The 22,844-nt window shown below is 63.9% G+C and carries 21 protein-coding genes; 14 read left to right on the plus strand and 7 right to left on the minus strand.

Features of this window, described 5'->3' with window-relative positions:
• The 3 genes from nusA to infB all read left to right on the plus strand — a co-directional run bounded on the left by nusA (position 1) and on the right by infB (position 5,096).
• A complete protein-coding gene (gene nusA, locus JQ631_RS18350) occupies positions 1–1,611 on the plus strand; it encodes a transcription termination factor NusA (protein ID WP_212328077.1) in 1,611 nt (536 codons plus the stop codon).
• A 23-nt stretch (positions 1,612–1,634) separates the two neighbouring features.
• Positions 1,635–2,318, plus strand: a complete 684-nt coding sequence (locus JQ631_RS18355; RefSeq protein ID WP_212328078.1) for an RNA-binding protein — start codon at positions 1,635–1,637, stop codon at positions 2,316–2,318.
• A 69-nt stretch (positions 2,319–2,387) separates the two neighbouring features.
• Entirely contained in the window at positions 2,388–5,096 is a 2,709-nt protein-coding gene (gene infB, locus JQ631_RS18360; protein WP_212328079.1) for a translation initiation factor IF-2, read from the plus strand.
• Between the two features lie 9 nt (positions 5,097–5,105).
• On the opposite strand, the gene JQ631_RS32575 is transcribed toward infB, so the two are convergent.
• Positions 5,106–5,390: a hypothetical protein gene (locus JQ631_RS32575; protein ID WP_349645007.1), complete on the minus strand. Its 285-nt coding sequence runs from the start codon at positions 5,388–5,390 to the stop codon at positions 5,106–5,108.
• Between JQ631_RS32575 and rbfA the strand changes: the two genes are divergently transcribed.
• The 4 genes from rbfA (at position 5,307) to pnp (ending at position 9,616) form a co-directional block, all read left to right on the plus strand.
• Positions 5,307–5,684 (plus strand): 30S ribosome-binding factor RbfA, encoded by a 378-nt coding sequence (gene rbfA / locus JQ631_RS18365; RefSeq protein ID WP_349645002.1) that lies wholly within the window; start codon positions 5,307–5,309, stop codon positions 5,682–5,684. The genes JQ631_RS32575 and rbfA overlap by 84 nt on opposite strands.
• Complete coding sequence (truB, locus tag JQ631_RS18370; protein ID WP_212328081.1) at positions 5,681–6,802, plus strand: tRNA pseudouridine(55) synthase TruB; 1,122 nt, start codon at positions 5,681–5,683, stop codon at positions 6,800–6,802. Before rbfA ends, truB begins: the two co-directional genes overlap by 4 nt.
• A 2-nt stretch (positions 6,803–6,804) precedes the next feature.
• Positions 6,805–7,074, plus strand: coding sequence for a 30S ribosomal protein S15 (gene rpsO, locus JQ631_RS18375; RefSeq protein WP_011083602.1), 270 nt, complete (start codon positions 6,805–6,807; stop codon positions 7,072–7,074).
• 379 nt (positions 7,075–7,453) lie between these two features.
• Positions 7,454–9,616: a polyribonucleotide nucleotidyltransferase gene (gene pnp, locus JQ631_RS18380; protein ID WP_212328082.1), complete on the plus strand. Its 2,163-nt coding sequence runs from the start codon at positions 7,454–7,456 to the stop codon at positions 9,614–9,616.
• A 108-nt stretch (positions 9,617–9,724) separates the two neighbouring features.
• Here the strand turns inward: pnp and katG are convergent, their stop codons facing one another.
• A complete protein-coding gene (gene katG / locus JQ631_RS18385) occupies positions 9,725–11,884 on the minus strand; it encodes a catalase/peroxidase HPI (protein WP_212328083.1) in 2,160 nt (719 codons plus the stop codon).
• 114 nt (positions 11,885–11,998) lie between these two features.
• On the opposite strand from katG, the gene JQ631_RS18390 reads away from it, so the two are divergent.
• The 4 genes from JQ631_RS18390 to JQ631_RS18405 all read left to right on the plus strand — a co-directional run bounded on the left by JQ631_RS18390 (position 11,999) and on the right by JQ631_RS18405 (position 15,028).
• A complete protein-coding gene (locus JQ631_RS18390; RefSeq protein ID WP_212328084.1) occupies positions 11,999–12,925 on the plus strand; it encodes a hydrogen peroxide-inducible genes activator in 927 nt (308 codons plus the stop codon).
• A gap of 9 nt (positions 12,926–12,934) precedes the next feature.
• The gene (locus JQ631_RS18395; protein WP_212328085.1) at positions 12,935–13,396 is read left to right on the plus strand and encodes a GNAT family N-acetyltransferase; all 462 of its coding nucleotides are present in this window, start codon (positions 12,935–12,937) and stop codon (positions 13,394–13,396) included.
• A 91-nt stretch (positions 13,397–13,487) separates the two neighbouring features.
• Entirely contained in the window at positions 13,488–14,330 is an 843-nt protein-coding gene (locus JQ631_RS18400) for a hypothetical protein (RefSeq protein ID WP_212328086.1), read from the plus strand.
• A 101-nt stretch (positions 14,331–14,431) separates the two neighbouring features.
• Complete coding sequence (locus JQ631_RS18405) at positions 14,432–15,028, plus strand: glutathione S-transferase family protein (RefSeq protein ID WP_212328087.1); 597 nt, start codon at positions 14,432–14,434, stop codon at positions 15,026–15,028.
• A gap of 2 nt (positions 15,029–15,030) precedes the next feature.
• On the opposite strand, the gene fabI is transcribed toward JQ631_RS18405, so the two are convergent.
• The 3 genes from fabI to fabA all read right to left on the minus strand — a co-directional run bounded on the left by fabI (position 15,031) and on the right by fabA (position 17,792).
• A complete protein-coding gene (gene fabI / locus JQ631_RS18410) occupies positions 15,031–15,831 on the minus strand; it encodes an enoyl-ACP reductase FabI (protein WP_212328088.1) in 801 nt (266 codons plus the stop codon).
• Positions 15,832–15,998: 167 nt separating this feature from the next.
• Positions 15,999–17,222 (minus strand): beta-ketoacyl-ACP synthase I, encoded by a 1,224-nt coding sequence (gene fabB / locus JQ631_RS18415; RefSeq protein WP_212328089.1) that lies wholly within the window; start codon positions 17,220–17,222, stop codon positions 15,999–16,001.
• Between the two features lie 48 nt (positions 17,223–17,270).
• On the minus strand, positions 17,271–17,792 hold the full coding sequence (gene fabA / locus JQ631_RS18420) for a bifunctional 3-hydroxydecanoyl-ACP dehydratase/trans-2-decenoyl-ACP isomerase (RefSeq protein WP_212328090.1): 522 nt from the start codon (positions 17,790–17,792) through the stop codon (positions 17,271–17,273).
• Positions 17,793–18,148: 356 nt separating this feature from the next.
• On the opposite strand from fabA, the gene irrA reads away from it, so the two are divergent.
• A complete protein-coding gene (irrA, locus tag JQ631_RS18425; protein ID WP_212328091.1) occupies positions 18,149–18,640 on the plus strand; it encodes an iron response transcriptional regulator IrrA in 492 nt (163 codons plus the stop codon).
• Positions 18,641–18,707: 67 nt separating this feature from the next.
• Here the strand turns inward: irrA and JQ631_RS18430 are convergent, their stop codons facing one another.
• On the minus strand, positions 18,708–19,238 hold the full coding sequence (locus JQ631_RS18430; RefSeq protein ID WP_212328092.1) for an SH3 domain-containing protein: 531 nt from the start codon (positions 19,236–19,238) through the stop codon (positions 18,708–18,710).
• Positions 19,239–19,562: 324 nt separating this feature from the next.
• Here JQ631_RS18430 and JQ631_RS18435 point away from each other — a divergent pair, with 324 nt between their 5' ends.
• Positions 19,563–20,564, plus strand: a complete 1,002-nt coding sequence (locus JQ631_RS18435; protein ID WP_212328093.1) for a 2-hydroxyacid dehydrogenase — start codon at positions 19,563–19,565, stop codon at positions 20,562–20,564.
• 20 nt (positions 20,565–20,584) lie between these two features.
• Here the strand turns inward: JQ631_RS18435 and JQ631_RS18440 are convergent, their stop codons facing one another.
• On the minus strand, positions 20,585–21,388 hold the full coding sequence (locus JQ631_RS18440) for a HesA/MoeB/ThiF family protein (RefSeq protein WP_212328647.1): 804 nt from the start codon (positions 21,386–21,388) through the stop codon (positions 20,585–20,587).
• Between the two features lie 91 nt (positions 21,389–21,479).
• Between JQ631_RS18440 and JQ631_RS18445 the strand changes: the two genes are divergently transcribed.
• Positions 21,480–22,841 carry a serine protease gene (locus JQ631_RS18445; RefSeq protein ID WP_212328094.1) on the plus strand — a complete coding sequence of 454 codons (1,362 nt, stop codon included), beginning with the start codon at positions 21,480–21,482 and terminating at the stop codon, positions 22,839–22,841.
• Positions 22,842–22,844 lie beyond the last annotated feature (3 nt).

Below are 22,844 nucleotides of genomic sequence, written 5' to 3' on the forward strand. Positions count from 1 at the left end.
ATGGCAGTCAGCGCCAATCGACTTGAGTTGCTCCAGATCGCCGACGCCGTCGCGCGCGAGAAATCGATCGATCGCGGCATCGTCATCGCGGCGATGGAAGATGCCATCGCCAAGGCCGCGCGCGCCCGTTACGGCAGCGAGACTGACGTTCACGCCGAGATCGACCCGAAGAAGGGCGAACTGCGGCTGTCGCGCCATATGCTGGTGGTCGACAAGGTCGAGAACCACTCCAACCAGATCTCGCTGGTCGACGCGCAGCGCGCCAATCCGGGCGCCCAGGTCGGCGACACCATCGCAGACACCCTGCCGCCGCTCGAATACGGCCGCATCGCCGCGCAGTCGGCCAAGCAGGTGATCGTGCAGAAGGTGCGCGAGGCCGAGCGTGACCGGCAATATCAGGAATTCAAGGACCGCATCGGCGACATCGTCAACGGCGTCGTCAAGCGCGTCGAATATGGCAGCGTGATCGTCGATCTCGGCCGCGGTGAAGCCATCATCCGCCGCGACGAGATGCTGCCGCGCGAGGTGTTCCGCAACGGCGACCGCGTCCGCGCCTACATCTTCGACGTCCGCCGCGAAACCCGCGGCCCGCAGATCTTCCTGTCCCGCACCCATCCGCAGTTCATGGCAAAGCTGTTCGCGCAGGAAGTGCCCGAGATCTATGACGGCATCGTCGAGATCAAGGCAGTAGCCCGCGATCCGGGCTCGCGCGCGAAAATCGGCGTGATTTCCCGCGATTCCTCGGTTGATCCGGTCGGCGCCTGCGTCGGTATGCGCGGTTCGCGCGTGCAGGCCGTGGTGAACGAATTGCAGGGCGAGAAGATCGACATCATTCCGTGGTCGCCCGACATCGCGACCTTCGTGGTCAATGCGCTGGCGCCGGCCGAAGTCTCCAAGGTCGTCATCGACGAAGACCGCGAGCGTATCGAAGTCGTCGTGCCCGACACCAACAACCAGCTTTCGCTGGCGATCGGCCGTCGCGGCCAGAACGTCCGCCTCGCCTCGCAGCTCACCGGCTGGGACATCGACATCCTGACCGAGCAGGAGGAATCGGAGCGCCGCCAGGCCGACTTCGAGAATTCCACCCGCGTCTTCATGGAATCGCTCAACGTCGACGAGGTCGTCGGCCAGCTGCTCGCGTCCGAAGGCTTCACCTCGGTCGAGGAACTCGCGATGGTGGACCTCAAGGAGCTCGCAGGCATCGAGGGCTTTGACGAGGAGACCGCACAGGAGCTCCAGAACCGCGCCCGCGAATATCTCGATCAGCAGGAAGCCGAGATCGAGGCCCGCCGCAAGGAGCTCGGCGTCGAGGACGCCGTGAAGGACGTGCCCGGCGTGACCTCGAAGATGCTGGTGAAATTCGGCGAGAACGACATCAAGACGGTCGAGGACCTCGCCGGCTGCGCCACCGACGATCTGGTCGGCTGGACCGAGCGCAAGGAAGGCGGCGAGCAGACCAAGTTTGCCGGTGCGCTCGACGGCCTCGGCATCTCCCGCGACGACGCGGAAGCCATGATCATGCAGGCCCGTGTCAAGGCCGGCTGGATCACCGAGGCTGACCTCGCCAAGCCGGCCGAAGAGGCTGACGCGGCCGAAGATCAGCCGGCTTAAGGGCGAAGGAGAATGTCGCCCGGATGCTTGCCAGCACTGACAACGAACTTGACCATGGACCGCGGGCCGAAAGGTCCGCGACCATGCGCATGTGCGCTGTCAGCCGCGAGGTCCGGCCGATCGACGAACTGATCCGTTTCGTCGTATCGCCCGGGGGCGACATAGTTCCCGATCTCAAGCGCAAGCTGCCCGGGCGGGGCATGTGGGTCACGGCGTCGCGACAGGTGGTTGCGGAAGCGGTCCGGCGTCACCAATTTACCAAAGCCTTCAAGCGCGACCTGCGCATCCCTCCGACGCTTCCCGCCGACATCGAGACGCTGCTGGTTCGGAGCGTGGCAGAGGCCCTTGGGATTGCCGCCAAGGCGGGCCAGATCGTTGCCGGTTTCGGCAAGGTCGAAAGCGCCCTGCGGGGAGGCACGGTCGAGGTCCTGATCCACGCCAGCGACGGGGCCGCGGACGGAATCCGCAAATTGGACATGCTGGCGCGGCAAAAAGGCGGAAATGACGGCGTCCAGCCGTTGATTCCGGTCGTCACCGCATTGAAATCTGAAGAATTGGATTTGGCACTTACCCGGTCAAATGTGATACATGCTGCCCTGCTCGCGGGCCCGGCGAGCAAGTCATTCCTGTCACGTAGCCAGATGCTGGTCCGATACCGGATGGCGGACGCTGACAAGACTGCCGAAAAGCCCGGCCAGGATTTCTGAGAGACACGACGACCCGATAGGACGGTGCGGCAACGCACAACACTGATAAATCAGGATTAGGACTGCTTAATGGTTGATACCAAGACCCCTGACGACAAGAAGCTGAGCGTTCCGAGCAAGACGCTATCGCTCAAGCCGCGCGTCGAAACGGGCACCGTACGCCAGAGCTTCAGCCACGGCCGCAGCAAGCAGGTCGTGGTCGAGAAGCGCGGCAAGCGCCGCATCGACGGCAGCCCCGAGCCGCAGGCTCCCACGGTTGTTGCGAAGCCGGCACCGGCCGCGCCTGCGCCCGCCCCCGCACGCCAGGCGCCGCCACGCAACGCCGGCTCCGGCGTGGTGCTGCGTACGCTGACCGAGGACGAACGCTCCGCCCGCGCCAGTGCGCTGGCAGACGCGAAAGTGCGCGAAGTCGAAGAGCGCCGCCAGGCCGAGGAAGAGGCGCAGCGCCGCTCGGTTCGCGAGGCCGCCGAGCGCGCCGACCGCGAAGCCGCCGAATCCCGCCGCAAGGCCGAGGAAGAGCGCCACCGTCACGAGGACGAGGCCAAGCGCAAAGCCGAGACCGAAGCCAAGAAGCGTTTTGGCGAAGGCGAGCAGCCCGCATCCGCCGCACGCCCGGCAACGACGGCGGCTCCGGCCACCTCTGCGCCCCGGCCAGGAGCTCCCGCAGCCAGGCCCGGAACCACTACGACGACCGCACGCCCTGGAACGACGACGGCGCGGCCCGGAACGACCACGGCCAGGCCGGGCGTCCCGGCGGCTCGTGCTCCCGGTGTCGCGGCCGGACCGGACGAGGATGACGGTCCGCGCCAGATCCGTCGCGGTCCCGGCGGCGCAGCGCGTCCTGTGGTGGCGCCCAAGCCGACCCATAAGCCTGGCCCGCAGAAGGAGCGTGGCCGCCTGACCGTCGTCACCGCGCTCAATGCCGACGAGGTGCGCGAACGCTCGATCGCCTCGTTCCGTCGCCGCACCCAGCGCCTGAAGGGCCATGTCTCGAACGAGCCGAAGGAAAAGCTCATCCGCGAGGTGGTCATTCCTGAAGCCATCACCATCCAAGAGCTCGCCAACCGCATGGCCGAGCGCGCGGTGGAAATCATCCGCATGCTGATGAAGCAGGGCGCGATTCACAAGATCACGGACGTGATCGACGCCGACACTGCGCAGTTGATCGCCGAAGAACTGGGCCACACCGTCAAGCGCGTTGCCGCATCCGACGTTGAAGAAGGCCTGTTCGACTCGATCGACGATTCCACCGATACCGAGACGCGTTCCCCCGTCGTGACCGTGATGGGCCACGTCGACCACGGCAAAACCTCGCTGCTCGACGCGCTCCGCCATGCCAACGTGGTCTCCGGCGAAGCCGGCGGCATCACCCAGCATATCGGCGCCTATCAGGTGCTGTCGCCCGAAAGCGGCAAGAAGATCACCTTTATCGACACGCCCGGCCACGCCGCGTTCACCGCGATGCGCGCCCGCGGCGCCAAGGTCACCGATATCGTCGTGCTGGTGGTTGCGGCCGATGACGGCGTGATGCCGCAGACCGTCGAAGCCATCAACCACGCCAAGGCGGCACGGGTGCCGATCATCGTTGCCATCAACAAGATCGACAAGCCCGATGCCAAGCCCGAGCGCGTCCGCACCGAGCTGCTCCAGCACGAGGTGCAGGTGGAATCTTTTGGCGGCGAAGTCGTCGACGTCGAAGTGTCTGCCAAGAACAAGACCAATCTCGACAAGCTGCTCGAGATGATCGCGCTCCAGGCCGATATCCTCGACCTGAAGACCAATTCGGAGCGTCCGGCCGAAGGCACCGTGATCGAAGCCAAGCTCGATCGCGGCCGGGGTCCGGTCGCAACCGTGCTGGTCCAGCGCGGCACGCTCCGTGTCGGCGACATCATCGTCGCCGGCGCTGAAATGGGCCGCGTCCGCGCGCTGATCTCGGATCAGGGCGAGACGGTGCAGGAAGCCGGTCCCTCGGTGCCGGTCGAGGTGCTCGGCTTCAACGGTCCGCCGGAAGCAGGTGATCGTCTCGCCGTGGTCGAGAACGAAGCCCGCGCCCGTCAGGTCACCAGCTACCGCGCACACCAGAAGCGCGAGAACGCGGCTGCCTCGATCTCCGGCATGCGCGGCTCGCTCGAGCAGATGATGTCGCAATTGAAGACGGCGGGCCGCAAGGAATTCCCGCTGATCATCAAGGCCGACGTGCAGGGTTCGCTGGAAGCGATCCTCGGCTCGCTGGAGAAGCTCGGCACCGACGAAGTCGCGGCCCGCATCCTCCATGCCGGCGTCGGCGGCATCTCGGAATCCGACGTGACGCTCGCGGAAGGTTTCAACGCCGCGATCATCGGCTTCTCCGTTCGTGCCAACAAGGAAGCCGCTGCGGCCGCCAAGCGCAACGGCATCGAGATCCGTTACTACAACATCATCTACGACCTCGTGGACGACGTGAAGAAGGCGATGAGCGGCCTGCTCGCGCCGACCTTGCGCGAAACCATGCTGGGCAATGCCTCGATCCTGGAGATCTTCAACATCTCCAAGGTCGGCAAGGTTGCCGGCTGCCGCGTCACCGACGGCACCGTGGAACGCGGCGCCAATGTGCGCCTGATCCGCGACAACGTCGTCGTGCACGAAGGCAAGCTGTCGACGCTGAAGCGCTTCAAGGACGAAGTGAAGGAAGTCCAGTCCGGTCAGGAATGCGGCATGGCCTTCGAGAACTATCACGACATGCGTGCCGGTGACGTGATCGAGTGTTATCGCGTAGAGACGATCCAGCGCTCCCTGTAAGTCCAAATCTTACCGAAGCGCCCGGATCTTTTTGAGCTGAAATTGCGGGAGTGCGATGGCCGGATTTTTTCCGGCCATCCGCGCCGCGTTCGTTTCAACAGGACAAACGACAATGCTCGTGTCCCAAACGCGGGCACGACAAGGTGATTTTCGACTATGCCGCGCCATCATCAGAAAAAAAGCTCCGCGCCCGGCGGGTCGCAGCGTCAGCTGCGCGTCGGCGAGCAGGTTCGCCACGCGATAGCCGAGATTCTGGCGCAAGGCAGCGTGCATGATGCGGACCTCGAAGGTCACATCATCACCGTGCCGGAGGTTCGGATGTCGCCCGACCTGAAGCTCGCGACAATCTACGTGATGCCGCTTGGTGGCCGCGACACCGAGCTCGTCATCACTGCGCTCGATCGCAACAAGAAATTCCTGCGCGGCGAGGTCGCGCGGCGCGTTAACCTGAAATTTGCACCTGACATTCGCTTCCGCGTCGACGAGCGATTCGACGAAGCGGAACGGATCGAGAAGCTTTTGCGAACACCTGCGGTGCAGAAGGACCTGGAACAGGATCCGGATTCGGATCGGGAAGAAGAGCAATGATGATGGACCCGGCTCAGGGCACGATCGGCAGCGAAGAGGCCGATACGCGCGACATGCAGAAAAATAATTTTGCAGATGTCGGCGGCAATGCGCAGCCGCATCAGGAGGCGCGTCGTGTCAACAACGATCCGCGCGCCAACAACAAGCAGAAGGGCAACCAGGTCCGCCGCGACCGGCGCGACGTCCACGGCTGGGTCGTGCTCGACAAGCCGATCGGGATGACCTCGACGCAGGCTGTTGCCGTGCTCAAGCGCCTGTTCAATGCCAAGCGCGCGGGCCATGCCGGGACGCTCGACCCGCTCGCCTCCGGCGGCCTGCCGATCGCGCTCGGCGAAGCCACCAAGACGGTCCCCTTCGTCATGGACGGCCGCAAGCGCTACCGCTTCACCGTGTGCTGGGGCGAGGAGCGCGATACCGACGACATCGAGGGCCAGGTCACCGCGACCTCGGACCAGCGTCCGACCCGGGAGGCCATCGAAGCCCTGTTGCCCCGTTTCACCGGGGTGATCGAGCAGGTTCCGCCGCGCTATTCGGCGATCAAGGTCCAGGGCGAGCGGGCCTATGATCTGGCCCGTGACGGCGAGATCGTGGAACTGGCACCCCGCCCGGTCGAGATTCACCATTTAACCCTTGTGGATCAACCGGATAATGACAGGGCCGTGTTCGAAGCCGAGTGCGGCAAGGGTACCTATGTCCGGGCACTGGCCCGCGATATGGGCCGGATTCTCGGTACTTTCGGTCATATCTGCGCGCTGCGGCGGACCCTGGTCGGCCCATTCAGCGAAAATGACATGATTCCGCTGGATCAGCTGGAGGCTTTGTGCGATAGAGCCGCGTCCGGCGAGGGAAGCCTCGCCGACGCGCTGATGCCCGTTGAGACCGCGCTGGACGACATCCCGGCACTGGCCGTCACTCGGGCTGATGCGGCAAGGCTCCATCGGGGCCAAGCCGTTTTGTTGCGCGGACGGGATGCGCCCACTTGTAGCGGCACAGTCTATGTCACGGTGGCAGGCCGTCTTTTGGCGCTTGCTGAAGTTGGCAATGGCGAAATCATCCCCAAGCGTGTGTTCAACCTGACCGGCTTGACTGCCTCAACCGGTCGCAACGAGAGAAATTGACGATGTCGATTGCCGCAGAACGCAAAGCGGAAGTCATCAAGACGAATGCCACCAAGGCCGGCGACACCGGCTCGCCGGAGGTTCAGGTTGCGATCCTGTCGGAACGCATCAACAACCTCACCAGCCATTTCAAGACCCACGTGAAGGACAACCATTCGCGTCGTGGCCTCTTGAAGCTGGTCTCGACTCGCCGTTCGCTCCTCGACTACCTCAAGAAGAGGGACGAGGCGCGTTACAAGGCGCTGCTCGAGAAGCACAACATTCGTCGTTAAGAGTTCTTGCGCGCGCCACTGGCGCGCGTTTTAGCGCGTGGTTTCGAGCGAAAGCGCTTATTTCAGGGTTTTTGATCGAGCCTCACGCGTACGTCCGGTGTGCGGGCCAACGGTGCTTCGCATCCGGGGCACGATGAGCGAAGACCGCGGTTCGGTGTTCGCGAACGTGCCGACTGACAGTCCAGCAGCAATCCGGCGGCTGGGCGCAACGGGCAAGGTGCCCGTATGACCCGAAAGGATGGACGCCATCCGACATCCAAAAACCATGGCAGGATCGCAGGACGCTGATCGCCCGCTCCGATCAGCGTCCTGCAATCTTGACATGGTTTTTGTTTTTCGAGCCGTCCCTTCTTTCGAGAACCCATGAAAGAAGACCTCTATGTTCAATAAGCATTCAGTCGAGATCGACTGGGGCGGACGCCCTCTCAAGCTCGAAACCGGCAAGATCGCCCGCCAGGCCGACGGCGCCGTCCTCGCCACCTACGGCGAGACCGTGGTGCTCGCCACCGTCGTCGCCGCGAAGGCGCCGCGTGAAGGCGTCGACTTCCTGCCGCTGACCGTCGACTACCAGGAAAAGACCTACGCAGCCGGCCGCATTCCCGGCGGCTATTTCAAGCGCGAGGGCCGTCCGACCGAGAAGGAGACGCTGGTCTCTCGCCTGATCGACCGTCCAATCCGTCCGCTGTTCGTCGACGGCTGGCGCAACGAAACCCAGGTGATCGCCACCGTGCTGTCGCACGACATGGAGAACGATCCCGATATCGTCGCGCTGGTGGCCTCCTCGGCCGCGCTGACCCTGTCCGGCGCGCCGTTCAAGGGCCCGATCGGCGCGGCCCGCGTCGGTTTCGCCAATGACGAGTTCATCCTCAACCCGACGCTCGACGAGATGGCCGACACTCAGCTCGACCTGGTCGTCGCCGGCACCGCCGACGCCGTGCTGATGGTGGAATCGGAAGCCAAGGAACTGAACGAAGAGATCATGCTCGGCGCGGTGATGTTCGGTCACCGTCACTTCCAGCCGGTCATCAAGGCGATCATCGAGCTCGCCGAGAAGGCCGCCAAGGAGCCGCGCGAAGTCACCGTCATCGACAATGCCGCGCTCGAGAAGGAAATGCTCGGCCTCGTCGAGCAGGACCTGCGCTCCGCCTACGCCATTCCGGTCAAGCAGGATCGCTACGCCGCGGTCGGCAAGGTCAAGGAAAAGGTGATTGCCCACTACTTCCCCGAAGGGCAGGAGCCGAAATACGACAAACTGCGCATCAGCGCCGTGTTCAAGGAGCTCGAGGCGAAGATCGTTCGCTGGAACATCCTCGACACCGGCAAGCGCATCGACGGCCGTGACTCAAAGACCGTGCGCAACATCATCGCCGAAGTCGGCGTGCTGCCGCGCGCCCACGGCTCGGCGCTGTTCACCCGCGGTGAGACGCAGGGCCTTGTCGTCACCACGCTCGGCACCGGCGAGGACGAGCAGTACATCGACGCGCTGTCAGGAACGTACAAAGAGACGTTCCTGCTGCACTACAACTTCCCTCCCTACTCGGTCGGTGAGACCGGTCGCCTCGGCGGCACCAAGCGTCGCGAGATCGGCCACGGCAAGCTCGCCTGGCGCGCGATCCACCCGGTGCTGCCGCCGCATCACGAGTTCCCCTACACGATCCGCGTCGTCTCGGAGATCACCGAGTCGAACGGTTCGTCTTCGATGGCTTCGGTCTGCGGCGCTTCGCTCGCGCTGATGGATGCCGGCGTGCCGTTGAAGCGGCCGACCGCGGGCATCGCGATGGGCCTCATCCTCGAAGACAAGCGCTTCGCGGTTCTCTCTGACATCCTCGGTGACGAAGACCATCTCGGCGACATGGATTTCAAGGTCGCCGGCACGGAGCAGGGTATCACCTCGCTCCAGATGGACATCAAGATCGAGGGCATCACCGAAGAAATCATGAAGGTCGCCCTCGGCCAGGCCAAGGACGGTCGTATCCATATCCTCGGCGAGATGGCGAAGGCGCTCACCAACGCCCGCGCCGAGCTCGGCGAATACGCGCCGCGCATCGAGACCTTCAAGATCGCCACCGACAAGATCCGCGAAGTGATCGGTACCGGCGGCAAGGTGATCCGCGAGATCGTCGAGAAGACCGGCGCCAAGGTCAACATCGAGGACGACGGCACCGTGAAGGTCGCCTCCTCCGACGGCGAGGCGATGAAGGCCGCGATCAAGTGGATCAAGTCGATCGCGTCCGATCCGGAAGTCGGCCAGATCTATGACGGCACCGTCGTCAAGGTGATGGAGTTCGGTGCTTTCGTGAACTTCTTCGGCTCCAAGGACGGTCTCGTCCACATCAGCCAGCTCGCTTCGGCGCGCGTGCAGAAGACCTCCGACGTCGTCAAGGAAGGCGACAAGGTCAAGGTCAAGCTGCTCGGCTTCGACGATCGCGGCAAGACCCGCCTCTCGATGAAGGTTGTCGACCAGACCACCGGCGAAGACCTCGAAGGCAAGGACAAGGGCGGCGAAGGCGAGAAGGCCCCGCGCGAAGCGGCCGGCGAGTAATCGCTCAAGCCAAACCCAGAAAGCGAAGGGCGGCCGAGAGGCCGCCCTTTTTGTTTGTGCTGGCTCCGGAAGAGCGACCTCTCCCGCACGCGGGAGAGGTGCAACAACTCAAGCCCCGAGGTCGAACCGGTCGGCGTTCATCACCTTGGTCCAGGCCTTGGCGAAATCCTGCACGAACTGCTGCTTCGCATCCGACGAGGCATAGACCTCGGCGAAGGCGCGGAGCTGCGAGTGCGAGCCGAAGATGAGATCGGCGCGCGTGCCGGTCCACTTCACCGCATTGGTCTTGCGGTCGCGGCCCTCGTAGGAGCCGTCGGCAACCGGTGTCCAGGCCGTGCTCATGTCGAGCAGGTTGACGAAGTAGTCGTTGGAGAGCGTGCCCACCTTGGCGGTGAAGACGCCGGCCTTCGACCCGTTTGCATTGGCCCCGAGCACGCGCAGGCCGCCGACCAGCACGGTCAGCTCAGGCCCCGAGAGCTTCAGAAGCTGCGCGCGATCGACGAGCGCTTCTTCCTGCTTTAGGAACTGATGCTTCTTGCTAACGTAGTTACGGAAGCCATCGGCGCGCGGCTCGAGCGGAGCAAAGGACTCGACGTCAGTCTGATCCTGCGTCGCATCCATGCGGCCCGGCGTGAAGCCGACCTTGACGTCGACGCCGGCATCCTTGGCGGCCTTCTCGACCGCGGCAGAACCGCCGAGGACGATCAGGTCGGCCAGCGAGACCTTCTTCGCACCCGCATTGAAGTCCTTCTGGATCGCCTCGAGCTTGCCGAGCACCTTGGAGAGCTGCGCCGGCTGGTTCACGTCCCAGTCCTTCTGCGGGGCAAGACGGATGCGCGCGCCGTTGGCGCCGCCGCGCTTGTCCGAGCCGCGGAACGTCGAGGCCGAGGCCCAGGCCGTCGAGACAAGCTCGGACACCGAGAGGCCCGAGGCCAGGATCTTCGACTTCAGCGAGGCGATGTCCTGATCGTTGGCGAGCTCGTGATTGACCTTCGGAATCGGATCCTGCCAGATCAGCGTCTCCTTCGGCACCAGCGGCCCGAGGTAGCGCACAACAGGACCCATGTCGCGATGGGTGAGCTTGAACCAGGCGCGGGCAAACGCGTCCGCGAACTGATCGGGGTGCTCGAGGAAGCGACGCGAGATCTTCTCATAGGCCGGATCGAAGCGCAGCGAGAGGTCGGTGGTCAGCATCGTCGGTCGATGCTTCTTCGACTTGTCGAACGGATCGGGGATGATCGCGTCGGCACCCTTGGCGGTCCACTGGTTCGCGCCACCCGGGCTCTTCGTCAGCTCCCATTCGTAGTTGAACAGGTTCTCGAAGAAATAATTGCTCCACTTCGTCGGGGTCTGGGTCCAGGTCACTTCGAGACCGCTGGTGATGGAATCACCCGAGTGACCCGAAGCGTGCTTGCTCTTCCAGCCGAGGCCCTGGTCCTCCAGCGCGCCCGCTTCCGGCTCGGGACCAACCAGCGACGGATCACCGGCGCCGTGGGTCTTGCCGAAGGTGTGGCCGCCGGCGATCAGTGCAACCGTCTCTTCGTCGTTCATCGCCATGCGAAAGAAGGTTTCGCGGATGTCCTTGGCCGCGGCGACCGGATCCGGCTTGCCGTTGGGGCCTTCCGGGTTGACGTAGATGAGACCCATCTGCACCGCGCCGAGCGGCTCGGCGAGCTGACGTTCGCCGCTGTAGCGCTCATCGCCGAGCCAGGTGCCTTCCGGACCCCAATAGAGTTCTTCCGGCTCCCAGACGTCGGCGCGGCCACCGGCGAAGCCAAACGTCTTGAAGCCCATCGATTCCAGCGCGACATTGCCAGCGAGCACCATCAGGTCGGCCCAGGAAATCTTGCGCCCATATTTCTGCTTGATCGGCCAGAGCAGACGGCGCGCCTTGTCGAGATTGGCGTTGTCAGGCCAGCTGTTGAGCGGAGCGAAACGCTGCTGACCGGCACCGGCGCCGCCGCGGCCGTCGGTGATGCGATAGGTGCCCGCGCTGTGCCAGGCCATGCGGATCATGAGACCGCCGTAGTGACCGAAGTCGGCCGGCCACCATTCCTGCGAATCCGTCATCAGAGCCGTCAGGTCCTTGATGACCGCATTCAGGTCGAGCGTCTTGAACTCCTTGGCATAGTCGAACGCCTCGCCCATCGGGTCGGACAGGCCGGAATTCTTGTGCAGCATCTCGATGCTGAGATTGGTGGGCCACCAGTCACGGTTCACCGGCGTGGGTTTTCCGCCCGAAAACGGGCACTTCGAAGTGTCGTCCATGAATACCTCCTCTGGTGGCGTCGCACTCGCGCCATTGACCAGGTAGAACCACTCTAAGCGCGGCCTTCGATCAGGGGAAGTTGACTTTAATGATCGCTGCGATAGGTTTTTCTGATGATCAATCTGACGCTGCGTCAGCTGCGGTATTTCGACGCGTTGGCTCGCCATGGTCATTTTGGCCGCGCCGCAGAGGCCTGTTCCATCTCGCAGCCGGCGCTGTCGATGCAGATCAAGGAACTCGAGGAGGCGCTCGGCGGCCTGCTGCTGGAGCGCAGTGCGCGCCAGGTGGCATTGACCCGGTTCGGCGAGGAGCTCGCGCCGCGCGTCCGCGAGATCCTGCGCTCGGTCGATGAGCTCGGTGATTTTGCCCGCGCCTCGCAGGACCGTTTTGCCGGGCGCTTGCGCATCGGCATGATCCCGACGATCGCGCCCTATCTGCTGCCCAAGATCACCAAGAATCTCACGCGCTTGCATCCGGAGCTCGACATCCGCGTGCGCGAGACGATGACGCCGCGGCTGATCCAGGAACTGGTGGAGGGCCGGCTCGACACGGCCATCGTCGCGCTGCCGGTCTCCGAACCGTCGCTCACCGAGGTTGCCCTGTTCGAGGAAAAATTCCTGCTGGTGCGGCCGGGCACGGATGCGGGCACGCCGGCGCCTTCGCGCGAGATGATGCGCGAAATGCGGCTGCTTCTGCTCGAAGAAGGCCATTGCTTCCGCGACCAGGCGCTGTCGTTCTGCAACATGCAATCGGCCCCGCCACGCGAGATGCTGGACGCGAATTCGCTGTCGACGCTGGTCCAGATGGTCAGCGCCGGCATCGGTGTCACCTTGATTCCGGAGATGGCGGTGTCGGTGGAGACGCGATCGGCTTCCGTCTCGCTGTCGCGCTTCCGGGACCCCGAGCCCTCGCGCACCATCGGCATGGTCTGGCGCAAGACAAGTCCACTGGCGCGCCAGTTGCTGCAAATCTCCGAAGTGGTGTGCCTGTCAGCCGGCAAGGCGCGCCCGCGGCAGGCCGCGCGCAACCAGAGGGCTTGAGAGACCGCAATGTCGGACCTGATCATCCGCCCCGCACGCGCTGAGGAATATGACGAGATCGGCCGCGTCTGGATGGAGAGCTGGGTCTCGACCGGCCTCGCCGAGACCAGCGAATTCCTGCTGGCCAATTTGCGTGCACGCATCCGGCGCGAGATGGAGAACGGCTGGAGCCTGTTCGTCGCCGACGACAACGGCACCATCGCCGCCATGCTCGCGCTGCATCTGCCAAAGCTTTATCTCGATATGCTGTTCGTCGGACCCGCCTATCAGGGGCAATCGCTCGGTCGGAAGCTGCTTGCCTTCACACGCACGCAAATGCCCGACGAGATGTACCTGCGCTGCATCCGCGAGAACGAAAAGGCCTGGCGCTGGTACGAGCGCGAAGGATTCATGTTCGAGAAGGAAGAGATCGAGCCATCGAACGGGTTCATCATGAAATACTACCGGTGGAGGCGAGAGCCCGCCGGATAGGCCCGACCTCCCGATGCAGCTTGCGGTTGTCATGATCCCCACCTAGTGTGGCGTGACCGATCACCGCCTGCCTCTGATCTCCCCGGAATCCATGGTTCGAATTGCTGTCTCGCTGATCGCGCTGCTGTCCCTTCTGACCTCGGCAGTCGCGCAAACGCCTCCCGCACCCACTGCGGCGCCCGCTCAGGCTGCGACGCCGGCAAAGCCGGCGGCCAAGAAGGCCGCAAAGCCGAAGGCCAAGCCGATTACGAAGCTGCCGGTCGCGGCAGAGAGCGGCCCGTGCCGGCTTGGCGTGATTTCCGTGATCGGAGAGCACTACTCCGTGCAGAAATTCGGTCTCACGATTTTCGAGAATGAAGCAAGCGAGATCCCAATCGACTGGGGCCTCGATGATCTCGTCTTTGCGCGGGTGCGCGCGGCAACGGGCAACGATCCTGCGGTGCGCAGGATCGCCTATCCCAGGGGCGTCTTCGAGCCCTTCTATAATCCGAAGACGATTCTCATCCGGGATCCCGGAGAGCCTCTGCCGGTCATAGTGCGGAGCTTCACTGCGAATGCGCATTGCGAGCGCTATCTTGTCGCAACCACGTTCAAGGCTGAGTTGCCGAATTCCCACATGACGCTGAACGGCATCGGCACCTACAATCAGGGTATCGGCGGCATCCTCCGTCACTCGCACCTGTTTGCCAATGTTGCGATCACAATGATCGACGGCCGCAGCTACGAGGAGATCAAGCGCCCCTTTGTGAATTTCGGCGCGAACTTCGCCGCGAGCATGCGACTGACCGAAGACCCGCTCACCAAGCTCGACAACTCGCTGTTTCCCGACCCGCCGGCGGCAGCTTCGGCCAACACCACGCTGCGCGAAAGGACTCGGGCACTCGTCGCTGACAGGCTCGATCGGGGCCTGCCCGGCTATCTCAAGGAAGACTGATCCGGACTGGCGGCGGTCTGCGCCGTCGTGCATTGCGGATTCGATGCAGACGCGTCATGAATCCGCCCCGGCTTACCTCATGCCGACGAAAGGTCTGCGCCATGATCAAGCTCTATTGGTCGCCTCGCTCGCGCTCGTTCTCGACACTCTGGCTGATGGAAGAGAGCGGACTGCCCTATGAGCGCGTGCTGACCGACATTTCGACGGGTGCCCAGAAAGCGCCGGACTATTTGAAGGTCAACCCGATGGGCAAGGTGCCGGCGCTCAGCGATGGCGAGGCCGCGCTCGGCGAATCCGCGGCGATTTGCGCCTACATCGCCGATCGTTATCCGGAGACGAAGCTGGCCCCTGATGTGACCGATCCGCGTCGCGCGCGCTATCTGCAATGGCTGTTCTTCTCACCGAGTTGCATTGAACCGGCGATCATCCAGATCTTCACCAAGATCGAGGTGCCGACCTCGACCGCCGCGTGGGGCAGCGCGGCGCAGGTGTTCGACGTGCTGGAAGCGGCGCTCGAAAAGGGGCCGTGGATTCTCGGCGAGAAATTTTCCGCCGCCGACATCACGATCGGCTCGGGCCTGAACTTCGCGGTGCGCCTGTTCAAGATGGTGCCGACCCGCCCGGCCTTCGATGCCTATATCGCGCGCTGCATGGCGCGGCCGGCATTCCAGCGCGCGGAGAAGATCGCGGCGGGTTAGTCCTAGTCCGGCGTCTTCAGATCGTCCGGCCGCGGCATCAGGACGATGTTGTAGCCGGAGTCGACATAGTGAATCTCGCCGGTCACTCCGCCGGAGAGATCCGACAAGAGATACAGCGCCGAACCACCGAGCTCATCGAGCGTGACGCCGCGGCGGAGCGGCGAATGCTTCTGCATGTATGCAAACATCGCACGCGCCTCTCCGATGCCGGAGCCGGCGAGCGTGCGGATGGGACCCGCAGAGATCGCGTTGACGCGGATGCCGCGCGGTCCGAAATCGGAAGCGAGATAGCGCACGGAGGCTTCCAGCGCCGCCTTGGCCACGCCCATCACGTTGTAGTTCGGCATCGCGCGCTCCGACGCACCGAAGGTCAGCGTGATCATGCTGCCGCCGTCCGTCATCAGTTCGGCGGCGCGCTTCGCGACCTCCGTGAACGAGAAGCAGGAGATCACCATGGTGCGCGAAAAATTCTCGCGGCTGGTGTCGGCGTAGCGGCCCTTCAGCTCGTTCTTGTCAGCGAAGCCGATCGCGTGGATGACGAAGTCGAGCTTGCCCCAATTTTCGCGCAAGACGTCGAACGTGGCGTCGACGCTGGCGATGTCCTCGACGTCGCACGGCAGCACCAGTTCCACACCCAACGATTCCGCCAACGGCTTGACGCGCTTGCCGAGGGCCTCGCCCTGGAAGGTGAAAGCAAGCTCGGCGCCGTGGGCGTGCAGCGTCTTCGCCATGCCCCAGGCGATCGAATGATCATTGGCGATGCCCATGATCAGACCGCGCTTGCCTTTCATCAGACCTTCCATGTCGCGATCACCTTCCGCTGTCCGTCATGCCCGGGCTTATCCCGGGCATCCACGCTCTTCCGCACCGGTAGCAAAGACGTGGATGGCCGAGACATCTAGCGCGAAGACGCGCTTCGCGCTTTTGCTCCGGCCATGACGAAAAAACTACCAATGCGTCCGCCGGGACGTCACACGTCCATCCGGCTGAACACCAGGGTGGCGTTGGTGCCGCCGAAGCCGAACGAGTTCGACAGGACCGTGCCGATCTTCACGTTGTCGATGCGCTTGCGCACGATCGGCATGTCGGCGAACGCGGGATCGAGTTCCTGGATGTGTGCGCTCTCGCAGATGAAGCCGTTGTTCATCATCAGCAGCGAGTAGATCGCTTCCTGCACGCCGGTGGCGCCCAGCGAGTGGCCGGTCAGCGCCTTGGTCGCCGAGATCGGCGGGCACTTCTCGCCGGCGCCGAACACGCGGCGAAGCGCGTCGATCTCAGGCGGATCGCCCGCCGGCGTCGAGGTCGCGTGCGGATTGATGTAGTCGACCTTGGTCTTCACGGTCGACATCGCCATGCGCATGCAGCGCTCGGCGCCTTCGCCTGACGGCGCGACCATGTCGTAGCCGTCCGAGGTCGCACCATAGCCGACGATTTCGCCGTAGATGCGTGCGCCGCGGGCCTTGGCATGCTCGAGCTCTTCGAGCACCAGCACACCGGCACCGCCGGCGATGACGAAGCCGTCACGGTTGACGTCGTAGGGACGCGAGGCGGTGGCGGGCGTGTCGTTATACTTCGAGGACATCGCGCCCATGGCGTCGAACAGCACCGACAGCGACCAGTCGAGCTCCTCGCAACCGCCGGCGAAGACGACATCCTGCTTGCCGATCTGGATCGTCTCATAGGCATTGCCGACGCAATGGTTCGATGTCGCACAGGCCGAGGAGATCGAATAGTTCACGCCCTTGATCTTGAACCAGGTCGCAAGCGTGGCCGACGCCGTCGACGACATCGCCTTCGGCACGGCAAACGGACCGACGCGCTTCGGTCCCTTGGTGCGGGTGACGTCGGCGGATTCCACGATGGTGCGGGCGGACGGGCCGCCGGAGCCCATGATGATGCCGGTGCGGATGTTGGAGACGTCCTCGGGCGACAGACCGGAGTCCTGGATCGCCTGCTCCATCGCGACGTGATTCCACGCCGCACCCTGACCGAGGAAGCGCATCGCACGCCGGTCGACCACCGTCGAAGGATCGAGTGTGGGCGCACCTTGCACCTGCGAACGGAAGCCGAGCTCGGCATATTTCTCGGCCCGCGAAATGCCCGACTTCGCCTCGTGAAGGCTCGCAAGCACTTCCTGGGTGTTGTTTCCGATCGACGAGACGATACCCATCCCGGTGACCACAACCCGCCTCATGACAGCCTCGCCTAAATCGTTGTCTTCTTGGTACGCTTGATAATGCGCTTAGCCCAGGCTCGTGCCCTGCTTGAACAGGCCGACCTTCAGATCCTTCGCGCGATAAATAATCTGGTCGTCGACCGAAAGCCATCCGTCGGCAATGCCGAGGACGAGCTTTGAACGCATCACGCGCTTGATATCGACGTTGTACACAACCTTGCGGGCCTCGGGCAGCACCTGGCCGCTGAACTTCAGTTCGTTCAGACCGAGCGCACGGCCGCGACCTTCGCCTCCGGTCCAGCCCAGAAAAAATCCGACCATTTGCCACAGCGCATCGAGGCCGAGGCAGCCAGGCATCACGGGATCATTCTTGAAGTGGCAGCCGAAGAACCAGAGGTCGGGTTTCACGTCGAGCTCGGCGCGCACCACGCCCTTGCCGAATTCGCCGCCATCGTCGCTAATTTCCGTGATGCGGTCGAACATCAGCATCGGCGGCAGCGGCAGCTGAGCATTGCCCGGGCCGAACATTTCGCCGCGGGCACATGCCAGCAGATCTTCGTATTCGTAACCGTTACGCCTGTTCAGCATGCGGAAGCCTCTGTTTGAACCCCGATTGAGCGGCGTTTCTGGCAAAAATGGGCCCCGTTTCGCTCGGAAAGCAACGCCTTTGACCGCCGTTAGGCGGGCGCGAATGCCGGTAGCCCGGATGGACCTGCAAGCCCGGCCTCAATGCCCGGCCGCGCCACATCAGGCCAAGCGGAACCGCGCGCTCTCTAACACAGGGCATTTCGGTGGCAAAGCAATCTCATGAAGGTAAAATGACGGGGGCCCGGACCGGGTTCCTTCTCGGATTAGAACCACTCTAGTTGCGAGAAACTTGCATCTGCATCTATCTGTCCATATATTGCAGATAGATAGTGTTCACGCGTGCCCGAATTCTGGAAATGAGCGAAAATAGCGCCACCCATCACGACGAGGACGCCCATGTGGCGGCCCTTCTGTCCGGCCGCCAGCCGGCCCTGACCGGCTGCCCCTGGCATGACGTCAACGAAATGCTCCAGTCGGCCGGCCTGCGCCCGACGCGCCAGCGCATGGCTCTCGGCTGGCTGCTGTTCGGCAAGGGTGCACGTCACCTCACGGCCGAAATGCTCTATGAGGAAGCGACACTGGCCAAGGTGCCGGTCTCGCTCGCGACCGTCTACAACACGCTGAACCAGCTGACCGATGCCGGCCTGCTGCGCCAGGTCAGCGTCGACGGCACCAAGACCTATTTCGACACCAACGTCACCACCCACCACCATTACTACCTCGAGAACAGCCACGAGCTGGTCGATATCGAGGATCCGCATCTGGCGCTGTCCAAGATGCCGGAGGTGCCGGAAGGCTACGAGATCGCGCGCATCGACATGGTCGTGCGCCTGCGCAAGAAGCGCTGAGATCGATCCAGTCTGCTGAATTCGCCGTCATGGCCGGGCTTGTCCCGGCCATTGTCGTTTTAGAGCGTCAGTTCACCTGCTCGTCGGCATAGACGCCCCAGAGCCGCTCCTGCTGGATCCAGCCGTCAAAGCCGTTGCCGGTGACGTGGCACCAGCTGGTGGTGCATTTTTTCACCTGCGTGACGACACCGGCCTGGAGCTTTGCGGCCACCGCGCTGTCGGGATCGGCCCGGTCATAGATCGGCGCGAGCTCGTCCTTGTGCTTCATGGTGACTACCGCGGTGCGACGGCCCGACAGGAGGGAGTGATAGACCCAGCCCTCGGAGCCTTCGGAATCGCGCACCCGGCGCCAGTTCTCGAACTCGGCGGTGATTTCGACCGGCAGGCCGGCGCGGGTGTAGACCCAGGCGACGTCATTGTCCTTGGTCGGGCCGGCGCGAACGTTCACATGATCCGATTTGAGGCTGACATAGCGCGGCACAGGCAATCCGCTGGCCGTCTGGGGTGTCGCGTCCTTGGCCGAATGCCCGGGGCCGACCGAGGCGCTCCACCAGGTGCAAACGAGCGCCATCACCGAACAAAAACGCCCCAACGCCATCAACCCGTCTCCTGTCGAAGACCCGGCTAGACCAGATCCTCACCCCGATTCCAAACCCTGCCGCGTAAATCCCTCTCCCGCCCCACGCGGGTGTTCCGTCAAGCCTTGACCCGTGGTTCTTGTCTTGGCCCGGCCTTCTGCTAGAGAGGACGGACGCTTGAACAACCAGTTTGCCCCGATTTTCCGGCCGGAAATCTCGGGAAAGCTTGAAGGAAACGCCGGGGACGACACGGCAAGGCCAGTGTCGAACAACCGGGTTAATGAGGCCTCAACGGCCGGCCTTTGGCGACAGAGGCGGCCTGCTATGCCTCATGAGGGCAGGACATGTCGGTGAAGAAAAAGCCCCTCGTCGTGGTGACGCGCAAGCTGCCGGACTCGATCGAGACCCGGATGCGCGAACTGTTCGACGCACGCATCAATCTCGACGACACGCCGATGTCGGCCGATCAGATCGCCGAAGCCGCGCGAACCGCCGACATTCTGGTTCCAACGGTGACCGATCACATCAGCGCCGACATCGTCAACCAGCCCGACTGCAAGCTCCGCCTGATCGCCAATTTCGGCAACGGCGTCGACAATATCGACGTCGAGGCCGCACATGCCCGCGGCATCACCGTCACCAACACGCCGAAGGTCCTCACCGAGGACACCGCCGACATGACCATGGCGCTGATCCTGGCCGTGCCGCGCCGGATGATCGAAGGCGCGTCCGTGCTGACGGAGGGGAAACCCTGGGCCGGCTGGTCGCCGACCTGGATGCTCGGCCACCGCATCGGCGGCAAGCGTCTCGGCATCATCGGCATGGGCCGGATCGGCCAGGCCGTCGCACGCCGCGCCCGCGCGTTTGGCCTGCAGATCCACTATCATAACCGCCGTCCCGTGGCGCCGAAGATCGCCGAAGAGCTTGGCGCGACCTATTGGGAAAGCCTCGACCAGATGTTGGCGCGGATGGACATCATCTCGGTGAACTGTCCGCATACGCCGGCGACGTATCATCTGCTGTCAGCGCGTCGGTTGAAATTGATCCGCAAGGACGCCTACATCGTCAACACCGCGCGCGGCGAAGTGACTGATGAAGACACCCTGATCAAGCTGATCGAAGGAGGCGAGATCGGCGGCGCCGGCCTCGACGTCTATGAGCACGAGCCCGCGGTCAATCCAAAGCTGGTACGGCTTGCGAAAGCCGGCAAGGTGACGCTGATGCCACATATGGGCTCGGCCACGATCGAGGGCCGCGTCGAGATGGGCGAGAAGGTGATCATCAACATCCGCACCTTCCTCGACGCCCACAAGCCGCCGGATCGCGTGCTGCCGAGCATGCTTTGAGGCTCAATAACTGATCGCAATCAGGTGCGATGGGTGCTGAGATCGGTGAGCACGGGCCCATCGCCATTGAGCGGATTGGCGGGATCGCGCGCGTAGCGGAGCGTCTCGAAGCGCATCGCGCGCGCATCGATCATCAGCAGGCGTCCGACCAGGCCGTCGCCGAAACCGACGATCTCGCGGATCGCCTCCAGCGCCATCATCGAGCCCATCACGCCCGCAAGCGCGCCCATGACGCCGGCCTCGGCGCAGGCCGGCACGGTGCCCGGCGGCGGCGCTTCCGGAAACAGGCAGCGATAGGTCGGATTGAATTCGCCCTGCTCGTTCTTGTCGTGCGCGCGGATGGTGGTGAGCGAACCGTCGAAGGTGCCGAGCGCCGCCGTGATCAGCGGCCGCTTCACAAAGAAGCAGGCGTCCGAGACCAGATAGCGCGTCGAGAAATTGTCGGAACCGTCGAGCACGAGATCGTAATCGCCGATCAGGCCGAGCGCATTGTCGGCATTGAGCCAGGTCGCATGGCCGACGAAGCGAACATGAGGATTGAGCGCCGCGATCCGCTCGGCCGCGCTCTCGACCTTGTGCCGGCCAATGTCCGGCGTGGTGTGAATCACCTGGCGCTGAAGATTGGACAGCGACACCACGTCGTCATCGACCACACCGAGCGTTCCGACGCCGGCGGCAGCCAGATACATCAATGCAGGCGCACCGAGCCCGCCGGCGCCGATCACCAGCACCGAGGCCCGCTTCAGCGCGGCCTGGCCGGGACCGCCGACATCGCGCAGCACGATGTGGCGGGCATAGCGTTCGAGTTCGTCCGGGCTCAGCACCTTCTCTAACTCCTGAACCAGCCCAACATTGTTCGCGACCAACGAGATGTGCTTCAATGGCAGCGCGTTCAATGGGCTGGCTGGATTTGTCATGAGATCGATGCTTGCGGCAACACTGATGTTGGCGTCCGCCACAGGCGCCAGTGCCCAGATGACGACGCCACAGGTCCCCGGCACCAAGCCGAAAGTGGTCCAGACCGTGCCGATCAAGCCGCCCGCCCTGCAAACGCCGTCGGAAACGGCCGACGCAATGGCGAAGGCCGAGCGGCTGTCGCTCCAGTCCGACCTCGCCTGGGTCGGCGAATATAACGGCGCCATCACCGGCGACGTCAGTTCGCGCATGGTCGACGCCATCAAGGAGTACCAGAAGGCCAAGGGCGGCAAGCCGACCGGCGTGCTCAACCCGCAGGAGCGCGCTGCGCTCGCCGACACCGCACGGCGCAAGCAGGACAGCGTCGGCTGGAAATTGGTGACGGAGATGACGAGCGGCGCGCGGCTCGGCATTCCCTCAAAGCTGGTGCCGCAGCAGGCGACCGACGCCAACGGCTCGAAATGGACCTCGCCGACCGGAACCGTGCAGGTGCTGCTCAGCCGCCGCAAGGAGGCCAACCCGACCACCGCAAAACTCGCTGAGATCGAGAAGAAGGAGCCGGCCGGACGCAAGGTCGACTACACCGTGGTGAAGCCCGACTTCTTCGTGCTTTCAGGATTGCAGGGCCTGAAGAAGTTTTACATCCGCGGCACGTTCAAGGGTGACGAGGTCCGCATCATGACGATCCTGTACGACCAGGCGACCGAGAACACGGTCGAGCCGGTCGTGATCGCGATGTCGAGCGCGTTCAACGCGTTTCCAGCGGGGCCACAGGCCGGCCCACCACCACGCAAGACCGTCGAATACGGCACCGGCATCGTCGTCAGCGACGACGGTGCGATCATCACGGATCGTCTCGTCACCGACTCCTGTCTCGCCATCGCCATCGGCGGGTTCGGCAACGCCGATCGTCTCGCCGAGGACAAGGAGCACGACCTCGCGCTGCTGCACATCTATGGCGCGCGTGGCCTGAAGCCGTTCAGCCTCGCGAGCGGTGCGGCAAGGACGAGCGTCGATGTCGTCGGCATCGCCGATCCGCAGAGCCAGGGCGGCGCGGCCAACGTGTCGAGCCTCAAGGGCGCTCTGGCGCCGGTGACATCAAGCGATTCCGCGCTCTCTCCCCCGCCGGCGGTCGGCTTCTCCGGCAGCCCGGCGATCGATGGCGACGGCAAGTTCGCCGGCATCGCGCTGTTGAAGCCGACACTGGTCGCGGGACCCGCGACAGCGGTGCCGGCATCACAGGCGGTGATGGTCTCCGCCGACACGGTGCGCGACTTCCTGAAGGCGAACGCCGTCACCGCAAACGGCACGTCGACGGATGTGAAAGCCGCAATCGTGCGCGTGATCTGCGTGCGGAAGTAGCAA

Source organism: Bradyrhizobium manausense, from assembly GCF_018131105.1.
GTDB lineage: Bacteria > Pseudomonadota > Alphaproteobacteria > Rhizobiales > Xanthobacteraceae > Bradyrhizobium > Bradyrhizobium manausense_B.